The sequence below is a fragment of the Paenibacillus sp. J22P15 genome (genome assembly GCF_056269345.1).
In genome coordinates this window covers 894,030-913,561 of record NZ_JBWDNT010000001.1, presented here as the reverse complement: position 1 = coordinate 913,561, position 19,532 = coordinate 894,030, and the positions used below count along the sequence as shown (strand labels likewise).

Sequence of the window (19,532 nt, the reverse complement as noted above, 5' to 3'; positions counted from 1 at the left end):
GAGATGGATTTACTTGGACGTACTAAGGCAGTTGAAAGCATTTTATTGGGCGGAACGAAGGTTTATGTTCACCTCGATATTTTGCTTAATGTGCGCTACAGCGCTCGGACTTGTCTATCCGAATTTACTGCGATTTTTGATTGATGATGTCATTACGCCACGGAAGTTCGAGCTCGTGCCGACGCTTGCTTTTACAGTTGTCGGAGTCATTATTTTTAAAGCTTGTATGCAGTTCTTACATGGTTATTTTGGAGCACGTCTTGGAAACAAAGTTGCATTCCGCATGCGGAATGCACTGTACGACAAGCTGCAGACGCTGTCCTTTCAATATTACGACAAAGCGAAAACAGGCGATTTGATGTCTCGTTTGACTGCTGATTTAGAAGCGATTCGCAACTTTATCGGTTTTGGCTTTGCACAAATATTGAATATGGTACTAATGATCGTTTTCGGCGGCGCGATGATGCTCTCCATTCATTGGCAGCTCACGCTCATCACACTGGTAACTATACCGTTGCTAGGTTTTGCAGCCGTTCGTTTCGAGCGCAATATTCATCCTGCATTCCGTGAAATGCGTCAAGCGATGAGTAATTTGACAACAGCAGTGCAAGAGAATATTACAGGCGTGCGTACTGTCAAATCATTTGCACGCGAGTCGCATGAAGTGTCGAAGTTTGCCGTACGCAGTGAAGCTTATCAGGAGAATCAAGTTGGCGCCGCTAAGATATGGGCGAAATTCTTTCCGGTCATGGAGCTTGTTGCGAACTTAAGTGCAGTTATCCTCCTTGTAACCGGCGGTATTCTTGTAATTAATGGTTCACTTCAGCTGGGTGAATTCGTCGCATTCTTCAGCTTGATCTGGTACATTATTGGGCCGATGTGGGGCCTTGGGTTCCATATTAATAACTACACGCAGTTCAAAGCATCAGGCGAGCGTGTACTGGGACTTCTAGACGAGCATGTACATGTGAAAAATATGGAGGATGCCATCGAGGTTAACAGCGATACAGTAAAAGGACATGTACGCTTTGACCATGTTACTTTCAGTTATCCAGATAAATCACCAGCAGTAACCGACTTGGTCATCAATGCACCCGCAGGCTCCGTAATTGGATTACTTGGTGCGACTGGCTCGGGTAAGTCAACGATTATTCAATTGCTAATGAGAGCCTACAATGTGAAAACAGGCTCGATCACGCTCGATGGCATCGATATTAAAAACCTGGATGTTGCCAGCCTTCGTTCACTAATTGCACCAGTGTTTCAAGAAACATTCCTATTCTCAGCATCGATCCGCGACAACATCGCATATGGTGTACGCGATGTAACTACAGAACAGATCGAAAATGCGGCTAGACTATCCAAAGCTCATGACTTCATTATGGAGCTGCCGCTAGGCTACGACACGATCGTCGGTGAAAGAGGAATGGGCTTGTCCGGCGGACAAAAGCAAAGGATTGCGATCGCAAGAGCACTTATAAAAAATCCTCGGATTCTTATTTTGGATGACGCAACCAGCGCGGTTGATATGGAAACCGAGCATGAAATTCAAGCGGGCTTCAAGGAGCTAATGGCTGGACGCACAACGTTCATTATTGCACATCGGATATCCTCGCTTAGACATGCCGATGAAATCGTCGTATTAGACAATGGTCATGTCGTTCAGCGTGGTAAACACGCAGAGTTGATCAAACAAAAGGGTCCATACCGCGACACCTACAACATTCAATATGCTGACTACCCGCTTGATGATGCTGCACTGGCTGCGCAAGCGAATGAGCGGAAAGGGAGTACTGTATAATGAGTACGAGTGCCAAAGCAAAGGCAACCAACAAAAATGATCGCTTCGTCTATCAAGATGACGAGCTCATTGAAAAGCCCTTTAACTGGGGACAATTACGCCGATTATTCGGATACATGAAGCCTTATACGAAACAACTAATGCCAGTCATTCTAATGATGATTCTCGGTACGCTGACACGCCTTGGCGTGCCGGCGCTCGTCATCCTAGCGATTGACGAAGCAATTGCTCCTGAGAATGGAGCAACAAGTATTCCTAAGTTGATCATGTTCGCAAGCATCATGCTGGTCTTGTATGTTATTCAGTGGGCATCCAATACGTACCGGATTAAGTACACGAATATAATCGGGCAAAAGGTCATCTACGATCTCAGAAATCATTTATTCCAGCATATCCAAAAGCTAAGCTTCCGTTTTTATGATAAACGCCCAGCAGGTTCTGTACTCGTTCGTGTAACGAATGATGTGAATGCGCTTCAGGACTTATTTACCAACGGTGTCGTCAACTTGCTGATGGACTGTGTGCAGTTGTTCGGTATCGTCATTATATTGCTCGTATGGAACTTTAAGCTTGGACTCGCGGTCATGATAACCGTGCCTCTCATGTTTCTGGTTTCAACGACGCTTCGCAAACGGATCCGTTTTGCTTGGCAAGACGTTCGCATGAAGCAGTCCCGAATTAATGCTCATTTGAATGAAAGTATTCAAGGAATGAAAGTTACACAGGCATACGTGCAAGAAAAAGATAATATGAGCTTCTTCGACCATATGAATACAGTCAACAATAAATCATGGAACAGAGCCTCATCATTAAACCAAACCTTTGGTCCGGTAATCGAAATTACCGCAGCAATCGGAACCTTTATTCTATTCTGGTACGGATCACATCTTATTCAAATAGAAGCTATTACGGTTGGTTTGCTTGTCGGCTATGCCAACTACATCGGCAACTTCTGGGATCCGATCAACCGACTAGGGCAAATGTATTCACAGCTTCTTATTGCAATGGCTTCATCAGAGCGAATCTTTGAGTTTATTGATGAGGAACCGACCGTAGCTGAGCACACCGTTGCCAAACCGCTGCCGAAAATTGTAGGCGCCGTGAAGTTCGATAACATTGTGTTTGAATACGAGAAGGGAAGACCGGCACTCAAAGGCGTTACAATCGATGTAAAAGCTGGTCAATCGATCGCGCTCGTCGGTCATACGGGTTCTGGTAAAAGTACGATCATTAACCTATTATGCCGTTTTTATGATCCAGTTGAAGGACGTGTACTTATCGATGGCATCGACATTCGTGATGTCACGATTGAAAGCCTGCGCTCGCAGGTCGGAATCGTGCTTCAGGATACGTTTATTTTTGCAGGCACGATTCGCGATAATATCCGCTACGGACGCTTGGATGCAACAGATGCGGAAATCGTTAAAGCGGCTCAAGCAGTTAATGCACATGAATTCATTATGGATCTCCCAGATGGCTACGATACGCAAGTAGAGGAGCGGGGGAACGTGCTCTCCATGGGGCAGCGTCAGCTGTTGTCGTTCGCAAGGGCGCTGCTTGCCGATCCGCAGATATTGATCTTGGACGAAGCAACGGCGAGTATTGATACGGAAACCGAGCTTAAAATTCAAGAAGCGCTTAAGGCGCTCCTAGCGGGACGCACATCCTTTATGATTGCCCACCGATTATCTACGATCCGCCATGCGGATGAAATCATCGTGCTTGACCATGGTGAAATCGTAGAGCAAGGAAATCATGAAGCTCTCCTTGCGAAGCGCGGTGTATACAACGGCTTAATCGAGGCGCAATACCGATTTCTTTAAAACATAAGCAATGATTAATATAATTCTTAGCTATTGCTTATAAAATAGTTGATTTTTGATCCTAGAACCTCCACAATGGAAGAAAAAACGAACCGAAACGCTCGCCGCGTCACTTCTGGCGTGTCTAACGTTTCGATTTGCTTCCAGGAGGTTCTTTTTCTTTATGTATGGATCACCATTAACAACGAATGCTCGCAAGTTGCTTTTGCTAGGCTCAGGTGAGCTTGGCAAAGAGGTCGTACTGGAGGCGCAGCGGCTCGGCGTCGAGACGATTGCTGTAGATCGCTATGAACACGCACCAGCTATGCAGGTGGCGCACCGCAGTTATACGACAGATATGCTGGACGGAGCGGAGCTTCGCCGAATTATCGAGCTGGAGAAGCCTGATTATATTGTTCCAGAGATTGAAGCAATCGCAACAGAAACGCTGCTTGAGCTGGAGAAGGAAGGTCACCGCGTCATTCCTACGGCACGAGCTGCTTGGCTGACTATGGATCGTGAAGGTATTCGCCGCTTGGCTGCTGAGACTTTAGAGCTGCCTACAGCTCCTTATCGTTTTGCAGACACGTTTGAAGAGCTGCGCCTCGCAACTGAAGCACTTGGATTTCCATGTGTTATCAAACCAATCATGAGCTCCTCAGGCAAAGGACAGAGCGTATGCCGTTCTGAGGCGGAGCTAGAAGCATGCTGGAACTACGCGATGGAAGGCGGACGAGCAAAAAAGCAACGCGTTATCGTGGAGGGCTTCGTTACATTTGATTCTGAAATTTCTCTGCTTACTGTTCGCTCTGTTTCTGGTACGAGCTATTGCCCGCCGATTGGACATGTACAGAAGGATGGCGATTACATCGAATCCTGGCAGCCGCATGAAATGACAGAGGAGCAAATCGCACAAGCGGAAGCGATCGCACTGTGTATTACCGATGAGCTCGGAGGATTCGGTATTTATGGTGTTGAACTATTCATTACAAAGGATGGCGTCTTATTCAGTGAAGTATCGCCGCGTCCACATGATACGGGTATGGTCACGATGGCTACTCAGGATTTATCTGAGTTTGCGCTGCATGTAAGAGCTATTCTAGAATTTCCGATCCCTACGATCAGACTGTTGTCGCATGGTGCTTCACATACGTTGAAAGCAGACCGTGAGTCTTCCAACTTCTGCATCGGAGGTATTGAGGAAGCTTTGTCCGTTCCTAATACGCAGGTCAGAGTGTTCGGAAAACCAGAAACGAAGGTCGGACGCCGTATGGCTGTTGCGTTAAGCACCGCTTCGAATGTAGAGCAAGCCCGTGATCTGGCACGAACAGCTGCACAAGCACTTCATGTTTCATATAACAATGACTAGATAGTTAAATTTAAGGCAGGTGTAGCAGCAATGGGAAAGAAACAGAAGAAAATAACTTCATCAGCGCCAAGAACTGCTCCAAAGAGCGAGCCGGACAATGGCTTGACGCTTAAGGATTTATTGAGCAGCGAGGTGCTGGGTAAGCTCAAAGCGCAGGCTGATGATATGAAGCAAGCAGAGGCATCACGCAAGGAAGAACTACGCAAGCAGGAAGAGGAAAAGAAGAAACAGGAGCAAAAACGTTTAGAAAATGATTTCTCTTACCTGTTAGAAAATAGCGATCCGAACTGGTCGAAGCATAAATAATAGGATGAATGACATAGTTCAAACAGCTGATTTATTTCTGCAGAGGTTGTCCCAAAAATAAGTTTACTCGCTCTGAATATTAATGTTGAAAAATCCATGAAAAAAATGGCGTTACAGGGGATAATCCTGTACCGCCATTTTTCAATTCTGGTCTTTGGCTGTACAAGTAACATATCAATTTCAATATACTCATCATAAACCCGAATATATTATCGAGTTCAATCATTCGTCGCAGTGTGAGCGCATACCTGCTCTCGCTGTGTTAACGACGTGGTAGGGTTTAAACCCACTATCTGTGGGATCTTGAAGACACAACAAGATGGTTTTAAGTTAGTTAGGACGATTATACATTTCGGTTCGGAGGATGTTGGGAATGGAAAGTTGATTTGGAGAATTGAGGAATACCCGATGATTTCGACGTTTCCGGCTTCTGTAAGAACACATAGGTTCTTACAAACACTAATGGATGTTACTTTTCGAGCAGTAAGAACATATTTGCGCTAACAGCACTCTTTCTAGAGTAACCAAACTGCCAACTGGCTCTGTAAGAACACATAGGTTCTTACAAGCACAAATGGATGTTACTTTTCGAGCTGTAAGAACATATTTGCGCTAACAGCACTCTTTCTAGAGTAACCAAACTGCCAGCTGGGTCTTGTAAGAACACATAGGTTCTTACAAGCGCTGAAGGATGTTACTTTTCGAGCTGTAAGAACATATTTGCGCTAACAGCACTCTTTCTAGAGTAACCAAACTGCCAACTAGCCCTTTAAGAACACATAGGTTCTTACAAGCCTAATGGATGTTACTTTTCGAGCAGTAAGAACATATTTGCACTAACAGCACTCTTTCGAGAGTAACCAAACTGCCAACTAGCCCTTTTAACTAGCCCTGTAAGAACACATAGGTTCTTACAAGCACTGATGGATGTTGCTTTTCGAGCTGTAAGAACATATTTGCGCTAACAGCACTCTTTCGAGAGTAACCAAACTGCTAACTAGCCCTGTAAGAACACATAGGTTCTTACAAGCACTGATGGATGTTGCTTTTCGAGCTGTAAGAAGATATTTGCGCTAACAGCACTCTTTCGAGAGTACCCAAACTGCCAACTAGCTCTGTAAGAACAAATAGGTTCTTACAAGCACTGATGGATGTTACTTTTCGAGCAGTAAGAACATATTTGCGCTAACAGCACTCTTTCGAGAGTAACCAAACTGTCAACTAGCCCTGTAAGAACACATAGGTTCTTACAAGCACTGATGGATGTTACTTTTCGAGCTGTAAGAACATATTTGCGCTAACAGCACTCTTTCGAGAGTAGCCCAATATTACTTACTGTTTCTCTTTGTTCTCAAAGTGCATGCAAGGCTTGCCTGACGAACGGAGGACCGTCACACTCGGCAATGTGTTTGTCTTAAATCCAAAGGCTCGGCAGCCTTTAGGCGCACTCGGGTCCCAGGTAATATAATAATGCTTGCATTTCATGCAATCAATGCGTTCATTGGTATTCATATGTCTACCTCAAAAATGATTTGGTATGTGGTTTTGAATCGTAAACCATATTACGAAGGAAGTGCGGTAAAGTCAATAAATTTCGATTGTGAACAATTTGCTGATTTTTTTATCGCATAATTTTTTGTGGTTTGTTCAAACGAATACATAAATCCTACTTATCTGCAAAACATGCTAACATCAGAGATCGGAGTTATTCAAGTGTATAGCGTAATAGCTAGTGGTCGAAGCTGATAAGGAATTGTTTTGAAAGAAGGAATTTCGGATGAGATCGATGAAAGTGTCTTAGAAGTGAAATTATTTTTATATTTATTTTAATTTTGCTTGCGCTTATTCGGATTATTACTTACGCTGAGCTGTAGATTATCATGAAATTCATTAGAGCGCTTTATTTAATTTGTCGATGGTAGGTTCTGTTAAGCAACCTTAATGTGTTATCCTTATATTCAGTCATGGTAATTTGAACGATATTGCTTTATTATTTAATTCCAAGTTTTTTTTTATGTCGTAGCAAAGACCAAGCCGACAGTTGATGGATCGTCGCTGTCGAATTTCTATGTTGACTTATCATGCAAGGAATAGATACAATTATCGTTTCCTATGAAGCCTTTACGAACAAGACATCTTGAATTAAAATAGCTTGAAGATACGGAAACGTGATTATAGATAGGGGGACGCTCATGTCAGAGCAAACAGATCTCTTCGCAAATACAGCGGCCGCAGATAGAAATTATGAGGCCGATGATATACAGGTGCTTGAAGGGTTAACCGCAGTTAGGAAAAGACCGGGCATGTACATAGGCAGTACAAGCAGTTCCGGATTACATCACCTCGTCTGGGAAATCGTTGATAATGCAGTCGATGAGCATTTGGCTAAATTTTGTTCGGCCATCGAGGTAACACTGCATAAGAACGGTGCAGTGACCGTACATGATAATGGGCGTGGTATTCCTACCGGCATGCATAAGACCGGTATTCCGACACCACAAGTCGTTTTTACGATTTTGCATGCTGGCGGAAAGTTTGGCGGCGGCGGATATAAGAAATCTGGCGGTTTGCATGGCGTTGGTGCTTCAGTTACGAATGCCTTGTCAGAATGGCTGGAGGTCGATATTTTTCGTGACGGGAAAATTCATAGACAGTGCTTTGAATACTGGGTGGATGAATCAGGCCGAGAACATGTCGGTGAGCCGGTTCGTGGGCTTGAGATCATTGGAACTACGAATCGCACAGGTACGAAGGTTACTTTTAAGCCTGATGGACGCGTGTTTCAGAATGGTACGTCGTTAAGCTATGATACGCTAGCAGATCGTCTGCAAGAAATCGCATTTCTAAACTCAGGACTTAAGGTGTCGATCAAGGATGACCGAAGCGGTAAACAGGATGTTTTTCATTACGAAGGCGGAGCACGTCAATTCGTTCAGTTTTTGAACGAAGAGAAGACGGTCCTGCACGATGTAATCCATTTTGCTGGTGATCGGGATGATATTGAGGTAGAAATAGCACTACAGTACAATGACGGATATACCGAGACGATCGTATCATTTGTCAATTCAATCCCAACACGGGGCGGCGGTACACATGAAACCGGTTTTAAAACGGCTTATACTCGTGTAATGAATGACTACGCCCGAAAATCAGCTATGCTGAAGGATAAAGACAAAAACCTTGAAGGCAATGACTTGCGCGAAGGCATGATGGTCGTAATCAATATAAAAATGTCTGATGTCGAATTTGTCGGACAGACTAAGGATCAACTAGGAAGCTCATCTGCCCGCAGTGCGGTGGATGCGATTGTCTCTGAGAAGATGCAGGTTTTTCTAGAGGAAAATCCTCAAATTGCACAAATGTTGTTAAAAAAATCGCTTCAGGCTTCAAAAGCGCGAGAAGCTGCGCGTAAAGCTCGTGAAGAAATACGCAGCGGCAAGAAGCGGAGCGAAAGCTCAAATCTAAATGGTAAGCTAACCCCTGCGCAGTCTAAGGATATTACTCGTACAGAGTTGTTTATTGTAGAAGGGGATTCTGCTGGAGGCTCAGCCAAGCAGGGCCGTGATTCTAAATATCAAGCCTTGCTGCCGCTCAAAGGGAAACCGATGAATCCAGAGAAAGCCAAACTTATCGATATTTTGAAAAACGATGAGTACAAGGCAATCATTTCAGCTATAGGCGCGGGCGTGGGTTCGGAGTTTGTAGCAGAGGAATGCAACTACAATAAAATTATTATTATGACGGATGCGGATACGGACGGCGCACATATTCAAGTGCTTTTGCTTACTTTTTTCTATCGCTATATGAAACCGCTAATCGATTTGGGACGCGTATATATTGCTCAGCCACCGTTGTACAAAATTACACGTAAATCAGGTAAGCTGGAAACAATTCGCTATGCGTGGACAGATGAGCAGCTGCAAAACTATTTGAAGGAATACGGAAAAAATTATGAGCTTCAACGATATAAGGGGCTTGGCGAGATGAATCCGGATCAACTTTGGGAAACGACGATGGATCCTGAGAAACGGACACTTCTACAAGTTCAGATTGAAGATGCTGCCAAAGCGGAACGCAGAGTATCAACGCTTATGGGAGATAAGGTTGATCCGCGTAAACGATGGATTGTCGAGAATGTCGATTTTATGGAATATGAGGAATAGGGGGATTTCTGCGTGAGTATGCTGGAACAGTTTTTACCGGCGTTTTTGGAGGAAGTGGTAGGAGACCGCTTCGGACGCTATTCAAAGTATATAATTCAGGACCGTGCCATTCCTGACGTGCGCGATGGCTTGAAGCCCGTGCAGCGTCGTATTCTATATGCGATGTATGATTCAGGCAATACGCCGGACAAGCAATACCGTAAATCGGCTAAAACAGTCGGTGACGTAATGGGTAATTATCATCCGCATGGCGATTCGTCAATTTATGAAGGTATGGTGCGGATGGCACAGCCTTGGAAAATGGGGCATCCTCTTGTAGATGGCCACGGAAACTGGGGATCTCAGGATGATGATCCTGCGGCAGCTATGCGTTATACGGAAGCTCGTTTGTCATCCATTGCGATGGAATTGCTTCGTGATATAGAGAAAAGAACGGTACAATTCAAAGATAATTTCGATAATACGACAAAGGAGCCGGTTGTGCTGCCGTCGCGGTACCCTAACCTTCTCGTAAATGGGACCAGCGGCATCTCTGCCGGCTTTGCTACGGAAATCCCTCCGCATAACCTGCGGGAGGTTATTGATGCTTGTATCGCGCTCATGGGAAGCCCTGAGCTTTCGCTTGAAGAGCTCATGACCTATGTCAAAGGTCCGGATTTCCCAACCGGAGGCATTATCATGGGCGAAGAAGGTATTCGCGATGCTTACGCTACCGGTAAAGGACGGATTTATATTCGTGCCAAAACGGAAATCGAGGATATGCGCGGCGGCAAGCAGCAGCTTGTCATTACAGAAATTCCATATCAAGTCGTCAAATCACGTTTGGTGACAGCGATGGAAAATATTCGACTAGAGAAGAAGGTCGAGGGCATTGCTGAAGTGCGCGATGAGAGCGGACGAAATGGTCTCCGAATCGTTATTGAATTTAAGAAGGATGCCGATGCTCAAGGGATTTTGGCATATTTATACAAGAAAACAGATCTACAGGTAGCTTACAGCTTTAATATGGTCGCAATCGTGAATAAAACTCCAATGCAGCTTGGTCTGAAGCAAATATTATCGGCTTATATCGATCATCAGAAAGAAGTCGTTACATTCCGCACAAAGTACGATCTAGAGAAGGCTGAGGATCGTGCACATGTGGTGGAAGGGCTTGTAAAGGCGCTCAATATATTAGATGAAGTCATTGCAACAATTAAAGCATCCAAAAATCGCGGCGATGCGCAGGACAATTTGGTTGCCAAGTTTGGATTCTCAGCTCGCCAAGCTGATGCCATCCTTACTTTACAGCTATATCGTTTAACTAACCTTGAGATTACGACACTTGAGAAAGAGCTTAAGGAAGCGATGAAGAAGATTGCTTACTTGAAATCGATCTTAGCAAGCGATAAGAAACTGATCGGTGTCATCAAAGATGAGCTGCTCGAAATTCAAACAAAATATGGTATTGACCGTCGTTCCGTCCTGCGCGGAGAGATCGAAGAGCTTAAAGTGAACCTCGAAGTTCTTGTTACGCCGGAGGATGTTCTTGTTACACTAAGCCAGGACGGTTATGTAAAACGGACAAGCATGCTTTCGTTCACGAGATCTGGAGGTGAGCAGCAGAGCGCAGGTGTTAAAGAAGGCGACTACGTACGCGAATTGCTTGAAGTCAATACGATTGACAATTTGCTGTTGTTTACACGCAAGGGTCAATATTATTTATTGCCTGTTCATCAAATTCCAGAGTTCAAATGGAAGGATACAGGAACCGCGATTGTCAATGTTGTACCTATACCAAAGGATGACTCGATCGTCAGCGTTATTCCAATCAAAGATATTTTAGCTTCCACCGCGTCTCTTGTATTCATCACGAAACGCGGCCAAGTTAAGCGGACGGAGCTTAAGGAATATGCTACTACGAGATCTACAGCTGTTGCGGCTTGTAAGGTCTCAGAAGGTGATGAGATTATCCGAGTCGTTCTCAGCGACAGTACGAAGCAAATCATGCTCATTACGAAGCTAGGGATGAGTATTCGATTTAGTGAGTCTGAAGTGAATTCGATGGGTAGAGTAGCAACGGGCGTTAGAGGTATCCAGCTTAAGGATGGAGACGAGCTTGTCACCGCGGAATGGGTCGCAGAAGATGAAGGTGAATTACTCGTCATTACTGATATTGGTTACGCGAAACGTTCATTGCTTCTGGATTATCCGATTCAAGGCAGAGGCGGTAAAGGTGTCCAAACGTTCGAGTTTAAAGAAGGTAAACGAGTGCGTCCAAACGGTTCATCGCTCGTTGGCGCTTATTATTGCAAAACAGCGAAGGAAATCGTAGCCATTACTTCGTCTGGGGCAAAGATTACTGCTGTTTCGGAGAAAGCTCCAATTGAAGAGCGAAAATCGATTGGTAAGCTCTTGTTCCCGGTAGAGAAAAACGATGTTATCACGAGTACTCTTGCTCGTTCCATGACAGATGCTAATCAAAAGGTCGATTAGGCGGATCAAACCGTTCAATTACTTCTAATATAGCTTCAAGCATGACCCACAATGGTACCAGCTCATCCGGGCGGTCCAGCCATTGTGGGTCTTTTATGATGCCATATTGTTTGATTTTTTGAATAATTGCTGCTTTTCTTTCTTCCACTGGGTGCACGCTCCTTACTTTTTGAACATGAAAAGACATAGCGCTGGGCTTTCGCCTTATTGTATGTCTAACGCTGTCATAATGTTCAACAATATATCGATTAATAGCGCAAATTATTAATTGCGTTAATCTTTTATCCGACAACAAAGACTGTTATAATAAATAACAAATAGATGGAAATTGACAGAGAGTGAGTGTGGGAGTATGGTGTCTGGAGAATTTACTCGGTTATGGACGAAGCTTTCGCGAGATTGGAAAAATAACTTAGAACAATCGCTTGCTCCTTTAACGGAAGGCCAGTTGAATGTATTAGACTTGATGCTGCAGCATCAACCGATGAAGCCGTCAGATCTGCTTCAATATTTAGAGACTACACCTGCTGCTATTACAACATTGCTTGATCGGATGGAACGGAATGAGCTCATTGAACGCACTAGGGATAATCATGATCGAAGAATTGTTTGGGTTTCTGTATCGGAGAAGGGAAAAGCGGAAGCGGAGCGCGGTACAGCGATTCGGACCCAAATGATCGAACAATCGCTGGACCGCATTTCGTCTCACAACCAGCAGCTGCTGGTTTACTTACTCGGCAAAGTAGCAAATTTGTAAATGTTCCTCTGGAAACGAGATTATTTCATGGAATCGAGCCGATTGCGCAGCATGTCATAATTTTTTTGAAGCAAATCGTAGTCGGCTTGAGTTAGCAAGGTATCATTTGAAGCAGCTATTGTTTCTTCAATTGGTAAGATGCGATAGCGATAAGAGCGATCTGGTTTGTAGCGATGTACCCATGTTGGAATGGATTCAATTTCAGTAAGATCAACAGTACCATCCGTCATATTTTTACGAATATTAACTTTAAAAATAACTCCGTAATCCTTCGATTCGCCCCGCTGATTAGAAATGAAATTTCCCATAGAATATATGATAAGTCCTTTTTTGGTATAACCATTCTCATCAGTTGTTTCGAGTACTTCATATGGTTGAATGACATGTGGATGCGAACCGGCAATAATATCAGCTCCCGCTGCGACAAGCGATCTTGCGAGACGTTTTTGTTCATCATTTGGTGTAATTTGATATTCGGAACCGAAATGAAGAGAGACGGTTACAAAATCAGCACCGGCTTCTTTCAACTGAATGATATCCGCTTTTATATTTTCCTCATCGATAAGCGCTACGAGGTAAGGCTTGCCCTCTGGAATTGGAATGCCATTCGTCCCGTAGGTGTATGCAAGCAATCCCATAACAATTCCATTTTTCTCGATTAAGACGGCGCGGTCAGCCTCCTCTTGCGATGCGGCTGTTCCTTTGCTTGGAAGACCAAGCGCCTTTAGATTCTCAAGCGTGCGAAGCACTCCTGACTCACCTTTATCAAGTGAATGATTGTTGGCATTTGTTATTAAGTTAAATCCGGCTTCCTTAAGCGCTTCTCCAAGCTCTGTTGGGGCGTTGAAGGTGGGATAGCCCGTATACCCGAATTCTACACCTGCAATTGGTGTCTCTAGGTTAGCAATGACCCAATCGCCTTGGTCTAAAATAGGCTTAACCTCTGCAAAAAAAGGATTAAAGTTATAACGATTCGTTTTTTTGTCAAAGGAGCCAGGCAGCTGTGGTGTATGCATCATGATATCGCCTACTGCCATCCATACAGCATCAGCATAGGCTGGCTTAGGAGGTGCGGTAGGTTCTGGGGATGGAGAAGGTGTAACTACTGCTTGCTCACCTTGTGTGGGTTCTACGGAAGCTGTGGGGGACGAGATAGCAGGTGCAGAAGCCCTCTCTGAAATGGAGGGCATTATAAATATAACCAGCAAACCAAGTAAGCTTAATAATAATAAAACAGTTTGCGTTTTTCGGTGCCTTTTACGGCGCATTGCATTTCGTCCTTTCTTGTTACGAATTGCTAAGCATACTTGAGGCAGCTTCAAGCTGAGGAGCTGACCACCAGTTCCAAACATCCGAGCCCTCAGGTATTGAACGGAAAGTCATCCACTCTTTTGTGACAGGATGTGGAGTTGAAACAGAGGTCGACCATAAAGCTATTTCTGTAATGCCGTTTGTTGGTTTAGCACCATATTTAAGGTCACCTACGAGTGGACAACCAATATGAGCTAGCTGCGCCCGAATCTGATGCGGTCTTCCTGTATGCAGCTTCACTGCAATTAATGAATAACGCCCAGAAACTGCTGCGACTTCGTAATCCAAAATGGCTTCTTTTGCTTCAGTCGTGGGCTTGTTATAGACGGTAACCTGATTTTGTTTATTATTTTTGAGGATAAAATGTGTTAAACGAGCTTGTGGCTTGTTTGGAGTACCTTGTACAACACAAACATAAGTTTTGCCAAACTGTCTACTGCGAACCGATTCAGATAATCTGGAGGCACCTTTAGAGGTTTTGGCAAATACCATTGCTCCGCCAACCATGCGGTCAAGACGATGAACAAGGCCGAGAAAAACGTTTCCCGGCTTGTTATATCGTTCCTTTATATCCTGCTTTAGAAGCGTCAGCATATCAGCATCGCCTGTGTCATCCTCTTGAGAGAGAATGCCAGGCGGCTTTACGACGGCTATTATATGATTATCCTCGAACAAAACTTTGATCGACATTACTTTGACTCCCAACGTCCTAGTATGCCGCATGGTAAATTAAGACCGGATTTCGTAATAGGAAGCCCGATTTCTCCACAATTGATCTCGCCGCCGTATTTGGCATTCATCGTCATATGCAGCAGGTTATGCAGAACAGAAGGCGATAATCCAGTTGTATAGGAGTTAATTAACATGAACAACGGATTGTCTGACAAAATTGATGTGCATGATTGTAAAAAAGGAAACAGATTTTCTTCGAGCTTCCATGTTTCGCCGTTGGGTCCACGTCCATAAGAAGGAGGGTCCATAATAATCGCATCATACTGCTTACCGCGGCGCTGCTCGCGTTGAACGAATTTAAATACATCATCTGTTATATAGCGAATAGGAGCGGATTCAAGACCAGATAGCTGTGCATTTTCTTTAGCCCATTGAACCATACCTTTAGCTGCGTCTACGTGACATACTTCTGCACCAGCAGCAGCTGCTGCGACGGTGGCACCGCCTGAATATGCGAATAAATTCAAGACGCGAATAGGACGTCCGGCATTACGGATTTTGTCCATCATCCAGCTCCAGTTAACGGCTTGCTCAGGAAATAATCCTGTATGCTTGAAGTTTGTCGGCTTAATATGGAAGTTAAGCTCGCCGTAAGATATCGTCCAGCGTTCCGGCAACGATTCGCTCATCGACCATTGGCCGCCTCCAGCATTGCTGCGGTGGTAATGACCGTCGGCTTTTTTCCATTGGTTGTTCTCATTTGTAATTGGCCAAATAATTTGTGGATCAGGACGGCGAAGCGTATAATTGCCCCAACGTTCAAGCTTGTCCCCGTCTCCAGTATCTATAACCTCGTAGTCAACCCATTTATCTGCTATGTACATGTTATTCGTAACCCTTCCTTGACCTTGTTTTTGTAATATAATAATGTCAACGATAATTATATCGAAGCTAACACAATGAAGCAATGAAACCGAGCTAATTTGAGGCTGGTATTTATTCGTAAGTCAGCTTAGACCAATTAAAATTAGAGGAGCATCAATATTATGATGAGTTTTGAGTGCGAATGTGGGAATAAAACGGTAATGTTTGCAACTGGAGATCGTGACGAGCAGGGTAGAGAGTTCATAGAAATCGAAGATGATGAGAGGCTTACTATCAAGGTTGGTGACAAAAGCGTACTATTTCGTTGTTCATTCTGCGGGTATACGTATCGCTTGGAACAAATTTAATTAGGATAAGTAATTTTATATAGGATTGATATTGAAAACATTGAAGGTTCGGAGTATGATAAGCGTAAGTTAAGTTGTATGTACAAGTACGGTGTCACTCCCGCGCTTAAACGCGATAATGTCCGTACAAGTTATAGTAACTTAATTCTATTATTTACGCGAATCTATTCTATCAAAAGATCATTTTAGCGAACGCATACATAGCTGTTTTGCATTCGCAAAACTTAAAGCAGATGCTTACGAAGCTGTTTTGCATTCGCAAAACTTTAGGGGGAACCTTCAATGTTACAAGTTAAGCCTTATCAATTTTGGTTTGTTACCGGAAGTCAGCACTTGTACGGTCCAGAAACATTGGACGAAGTTGCACAGCATTCACGTATTATTACTGCGGCATTGAATGAAGATTCTGTTATTTCATCCGAAATCATATTTAAACCTGTAGTAACAACTCCAGAAGAAATATATAAGCTTTGTTTAGAAGCAAAAGCAGATGAGAACTGTGCGGGCATCATCACATGGATGCATACCTTCTCCCCGGCAAAAATGTGGATTCATGGTTTGTCAGAGCTGCGTAAGCCTTTGCTTCACCTGCATACGCAATTTAACCGCGATATTCCGTGGGATACGATTGATATGGATTTCATGAATACAAACCAATCAGCGCATGGCGATCGTGAATACGGTCACATTTTCGCGCGTCTAGGCCTTGAGCGTAAAGTGGTTACCGGGCACTGGGAAGATGGGGTTACTCGTTCACGTATTGCTAGCTGGATGGGTACGGCGATTGCAGTTAATGAAGGACGTTATCTTAAAGTTGCTCGTTTCGGAGACAATATGCGTCAAGTTTCTGTAACAGAAGGAGATAAAGTAGAAGCTCAAATCAAATTCGGCTGGTCGATCAATGGTTACGGTATTGGCGATCTAGTTGCGCGAATGAATGAGGTTTCAGATTCAGGAGTGAAGCAGCTGCTTGAAGAATATAATGAGCAGTATGACATTTCATCAGATACAAGAAACAATGCAGCATCTTGGGCATCAATCGGCGAGCAAGCACGCATAGAGCTTGGCCTTAAAGCATTTTTGCAAGAGGGAGGTTTCTCTGCATTCACGACTTCCTTTGAAGTCTTGCATGGGATGAAGCAGCTTCCAGGGCTTGCCGTTCAACGTTTGATGGAGCAAGGTTACGGATTTGGTGGAGAGGGTGACTGGAAAACTTCTGCACTTACTCGCATGATGAAGCTGATTGCAAACAACAAAGGTACTACTTTCATGGAAGACTACACCTATCATCTTGAAGAAGGAAACGAGCTTGTTCTTGGTTCACATATGCTTGAAGTATGTCCTACGATTGCAGATAGCCGTCCGAAAATCGAAGTTCATCCGCTCGGAATCGGCGGCAAAGCAGATCCAGCACGTATTGTTTTCGATGGACGCTCAGGCTCTGCGCTAAATGCTTCGCTTATCGACCTTGGCAACCGTTTCCGTCTGATCATTAACCAAGTAGATGCAGTAAAACCTTCGCATGAAATGCCGAAGCTTCCAGTTGCTCGTGTATTGTGGAAGCCTGAACCTTCGCTTCGTGATGCAGCAGAGAGCTGGATTTATGCTGGCGGCGCTCACCACACGGTATTCTCTTATGTAGTAACGATAGAGCAGCTTGTGGATTGGGCTAATCAAGTCGGTATTGAAACTGTAGTAATCGATAAACATTCAACGGTTCGCAATATTCGGAATGAGCTTCGTTGGAACGATCTTAGCTACCGTATTCGTTAATTCCAAACATACTTAAATAATAGAGGCTGCTGCTTTAAACTTGGGAGGTTAAAAGCAGCAGCCTCTATTTGTATTATAATTGTGGATTATGGTTTGACGGCTTTTATTCTAATTCGTACATAATCAATATGCCAGGAACCATCATGGAATAAATCTTTTCTTAATTTCGCACCTATTTTACTGAATACAACCTGTTTTTGATCATCTGCGATTTCGCTGAAAAAACTGTTGCTGAAGCCCGACAACCAATGACTTAATCCATTTTCTCCGTCTTCCATTATAGTAGGTCTGTCAAAATGCAGGACGTAGGTGACACGAAAACCTTGTTGTTCAAGCAAAGTACTGTATTCTGCAATACTTGGGAAGTACCAAGGGTTTAAATTGCGCGCATCCATGCCGTAATCTTCATCCAGAACTTCGCTTATCCCTCTAATGATAGCTGCTACATTGCCTTGGCCACCGAATTCTGCAACAAATCTGCCTCCGCTGTTTAGGATATTCCAGACGTTATGAGCGACTGATTTCGCATCTTTCATCCAGTGTAATGCCGCGTTAGAGAATACAGCATCAAATGTTTCATTCAACTGAAATTGTTCAGCATTTCCTGTGAAGAAATGAACAGTTGGATATTTCTCTTTTGCTTTTTCGATCATTTCTGCAGAAAAATCCATCCCCGTCACCGATGCACCTGTTTTAGATATTTCATAAGCCAAATCACCAGTGCCACAACCAAGATTAAATATTTTCTCGCCATCCCCTAATATTTGTTAATCACATTTTTACATAAAGGTGATATATAAGTGAAATATATCATTTCTATCATCTTTATAGTTTTCGCCTATGAAAGTATGTACATTAAAAAAGCCTTACTTCTTATCTTAGAAGTAAGGCTGATTATTTAGTTAAAGCAATTGTTAATTGGTTTATTCCGATTTTTCCTTTTTAATTTTAGCAGGGTTATTGATTTTGTAAGGAATGGGGTGCTTTGTAAGCTTCTTGGCGACGATTTTTCCTTCAAAATGGAGTAGGTCTCCAATTTCTAACTCCAATTTTTTGAGGGTAGCACTATGGCTGGACCACGCATCACCAATTTCAAGTGTTGGATCTTGAATGGAAACCGCTTCATATATGACGACCTCATCATCCGTATCCGAGAAATTGTTGGGAACAGTAGTAAATTCCTTTACTTTAGCAACCATTTTGACCTTTTCTTCTGGAAGCTCGAGCTTTGGTGTTTTTTCTTTTTTTGTTTTACCTTTTGGCGCTTTTTTTACTTCTTCTTCTAATGTGGGAGCTTGTTCTGTTTCCACTTTAGTAGCAAGCTCCACGTCAGACGATACTTCATTTATAATTTCCTGTTTTTCAATTTCTTTCACTTGGGGCTCGGCGGTTTCCTCAGCAGCAATTGAAGCCTTTTGCCCATAACTCGAAGCTTGCATTTCCTTAAGGAAGGAGGGGTGAATGCAATGTTTTTGATCGTTCTCGAATGAAATGACCGCTGTCATTTTATCCACAAAGCCAATTATGCTGCATTCAAGGTTCATGCCATGTCCTTTATAGAAAAACACTTTTGTTTTGGATGCCTTCTCAGAAAGCAGGCCCCATTCCTTGCATTTTTCTATTTGTTCACCTTCGTTTTCAAAGGTATTGTACGTTATGGGTTCAATAATGAATGTATGTACCAATTACTCTCCGCCTTTCTGCATGACGATCATTTATTTTGGATACCAGTTATGATAGAAATCATATCATTTCCCGGCAGGATAGAGAAGCTTTATGAAGAAGTTGTGAGCGATCAGGTACTTCGATAGTGGTCAGATTATTAACAAAGGAAGGGAATATTTAACATGAAAATGTTTGACAATGATAAT

Annotated in this window: 15 protein-coding genes; 9 read left to right on the top strand and 6 right to left on the bottom strand. The window is 43.5% G+C overall.

Features of this window, described 5'->3' with window-relative positions; all coding sequences use genetic code 11:
* Positions 1-13: 13 nt before the first annotated feature.
* From AC0YN6_RS04270 to gyrA, 6 genes are all read left to right on the top strand, one after another.
* On the top strand, positions 14-1,801 hold the full coding sequence (locus AC0YN6_RS04270) for an ABC transporter ATP-binding protein (protein WP_475745375.1): 1,788 nt from the start codon (positions 14-16) through the stop codon (positions 1,799-1,801).
* A complete protein-coding gene (locus AC0YN6_RS04265) occupies positions 1,801-3,624 on the top strand; it encodes an ABC transporter ATP-binding protein (protein WP_475745374.1) in 1,824 nt (607 codons plus the stop codon). The genes AC0YN6_RS04270 and AC0YN6_RS04265 overlap by 1 nt, the downstream gene beginning before the upstream one ends.
* A gap of 163 nt (positions 3,625-3,787) precedes the next feature.
* Positions 3,788-4,972, top strand: coding sequence for a formate-dependent phosphoribosylglycinamide formyltransferase (gene purT / locus AC0YN6_RS04260; RefSeq protein WP_475745373.1), 1,185 nt, complete (start codon positions 3,788-3,790; stop codon positions 4,970-4,972).
* Positions 4,973-5,002: 30 nt separating this feature from the next.
* Positions 5,003-5,278, top strand: a complete 276-nt coding sequence (locus tag AC0YN6_RS04255) for a YqkE family protein (protein WP_475745372.1) — start codon at positions 5,003-5,005, stop codon at positions 5,276-5,278.
* 2,192 nt (positions 5,279-7,470) lie between these two features.
* Positions 7,471-9,441, top strand: coding sequence for a DNA topoisomerase IV subunit B (parE, locus tag AC0YN6_RS04250; protein WP_475745371.1), 1,971 nt, complete (start codon positions 7,471-7,473; stop codon positions 9,439-9,441).
* A gap of 12 nt (positions 9,442-9,453) precedes the next feature.
* Positions 9,454-11,916: a DNA gyrase subunit A gene (gene gyrA, locus AC0YN6_RS04245; RefSeq protein ID WP_475745370.1), complete on the top strand. Its 2,463-nt coding sequence runs from the start codon at positions 9,454-9,456 to the stop codon at positions 11,914-11,916.
* Here the strand turns inward: gyrA and AC0YN6_RS04240 are convergent.
* The gene (locus AC0YN6_RS04240) at positions 11,897-12,064 is read right to left on the bottom strand and encodes a hypothetical protein (protein WP_475745369.1); all 168 of its coding nucleotides are present in this window, start codon (positions 12,062-12,064) and stop codon (positions 11,897-11,899) included. The genes gyrA and AC0YN6_RS04240 overlap by 20 nt on opposite strands.
* Positions 12,065-12,268: 204 nt before the next feature.
* On the opposite strand from AC0YN6_RS04240, the gene AC0YN6_RS04235 reads away from it, so the two are divergent.
* Positions 12,269-12,673 (top strand): MarR family winged helix-turn-helix transcriptional regulator, encoded by a 405-nt coding sequence (locus AC0YN6_RS04235; protein WP_475745368.1) that lies wholly within the window; start codon positions 12,269-12,271, stop codon positions 12,671-12,673.
* Positions 12,674-12,693: 20 nt separating this feature from the next.
* On the opposite strand, the gene AC0YN6_RS04230 is transcribed toward AC0YN6_RS04235, so the two are convergent.
* The 3 genes from AC0YN6_RS04230 to AC0YN6_RS04220 are packed head-to-tail and all read right to left on the bottom strand — an operon-like array spanning position 12,694 to position 15,540.
* Positions 12,694-13,941 (bottom strand): CapA family protein, encoded by a 1,248-nt coding sequence (locus AC0YN6_RS04230; RefSeq protein ID WP_475745367.1) that lies wholly within the window; start codon positions 13,939-13,941, stop codon positions 12,694-12,696.
* A 19-nt stretch (positions 13,942-13,960) separates the two neighbouring features.
* Positions 13,961-14,674, bottom strand: coding sequence for an RluA family pseudouridine synthase (locus tag AC0YN6_RS04225; protein WP_475745366.1), 714 nt, complete (start codon positions 14,672-14,674; stop codon positions 13,961-13,963).
* Positions 14,674-15,540 (bottom strand): class I SAM-dependent methyltransferase, encoded by an 867-nt coding sequence (locus AC0YN6_RS04220; RefSeq protein ID WP_475745365.1) that lies wholly within the window; start codon positions 15,538-15,540, stop codon positions 14,674-14,676. The genes AC0YN6_RS04225 and AC0YN6_RS04220 overlap by 1 nt, the downstream gene beginning before the upstream one ends.
* Positions 15,541-15,702: 162 nt before the next feature.
* Between AC0YN6_RS04220 and AC0YN6_RS04215 the strand changes: the two genes are divergently transcribed.
* Complete coding sequence (locus AC0YN6_RS04215) at positions 15,703-15,888, top strand: hypothetical protein (protein ID WP_339202807.1); 186 nt, start codon at positions 15,703-15,705, stop codon at positions 15,886-15,888.
* A 282-nt stretch (positions 15,889-16,170) separates the two neighbouring features.
* Positions 16,171-17,661, top strand: coding sequence for an L-arabinose isomerase (araA, locus tag AC0YN6_RS04210; RefSeq protein ID WP_475745364.1), 1,491 nt, complete (start codon positions 16,171-16,173; stop codon positions 17,659-17,661).
* A gap of 86 nt (positions 17,662-17,747) precedes the next feature.
* Here araA and AC0YN6_RS04205 read toward each other — a convergent pair whose 3' ends face one another.
* Positions 17,748-18,404 carry a class I SAM-dependent methyltransferase gene (locus AC0YN6_RS04205; protein WP_475745529.1) on the bottom strand — a complete coding sequence of 219 codons (657 nt, stop codon included), beginning with the start codon at positions 18,402-18,404 and terminating at the stop codon, positions 17,748-17,750.
* Between the two features lie 180 nt (positions 18,405-18,584).
* Complete coding sequence (locus AC0YN6_RS04200) at positions 18,585-19,166, bottom strand: hypothetical protein (RefSeq protein ID WP_475745528.1); 582 nt, start codon at positions 19,164-19,166, stop codon at positions 18,585-18,587.
* Between the last annotated feature and the right edge of the window lie 366 nt (positions 19,167-19,532).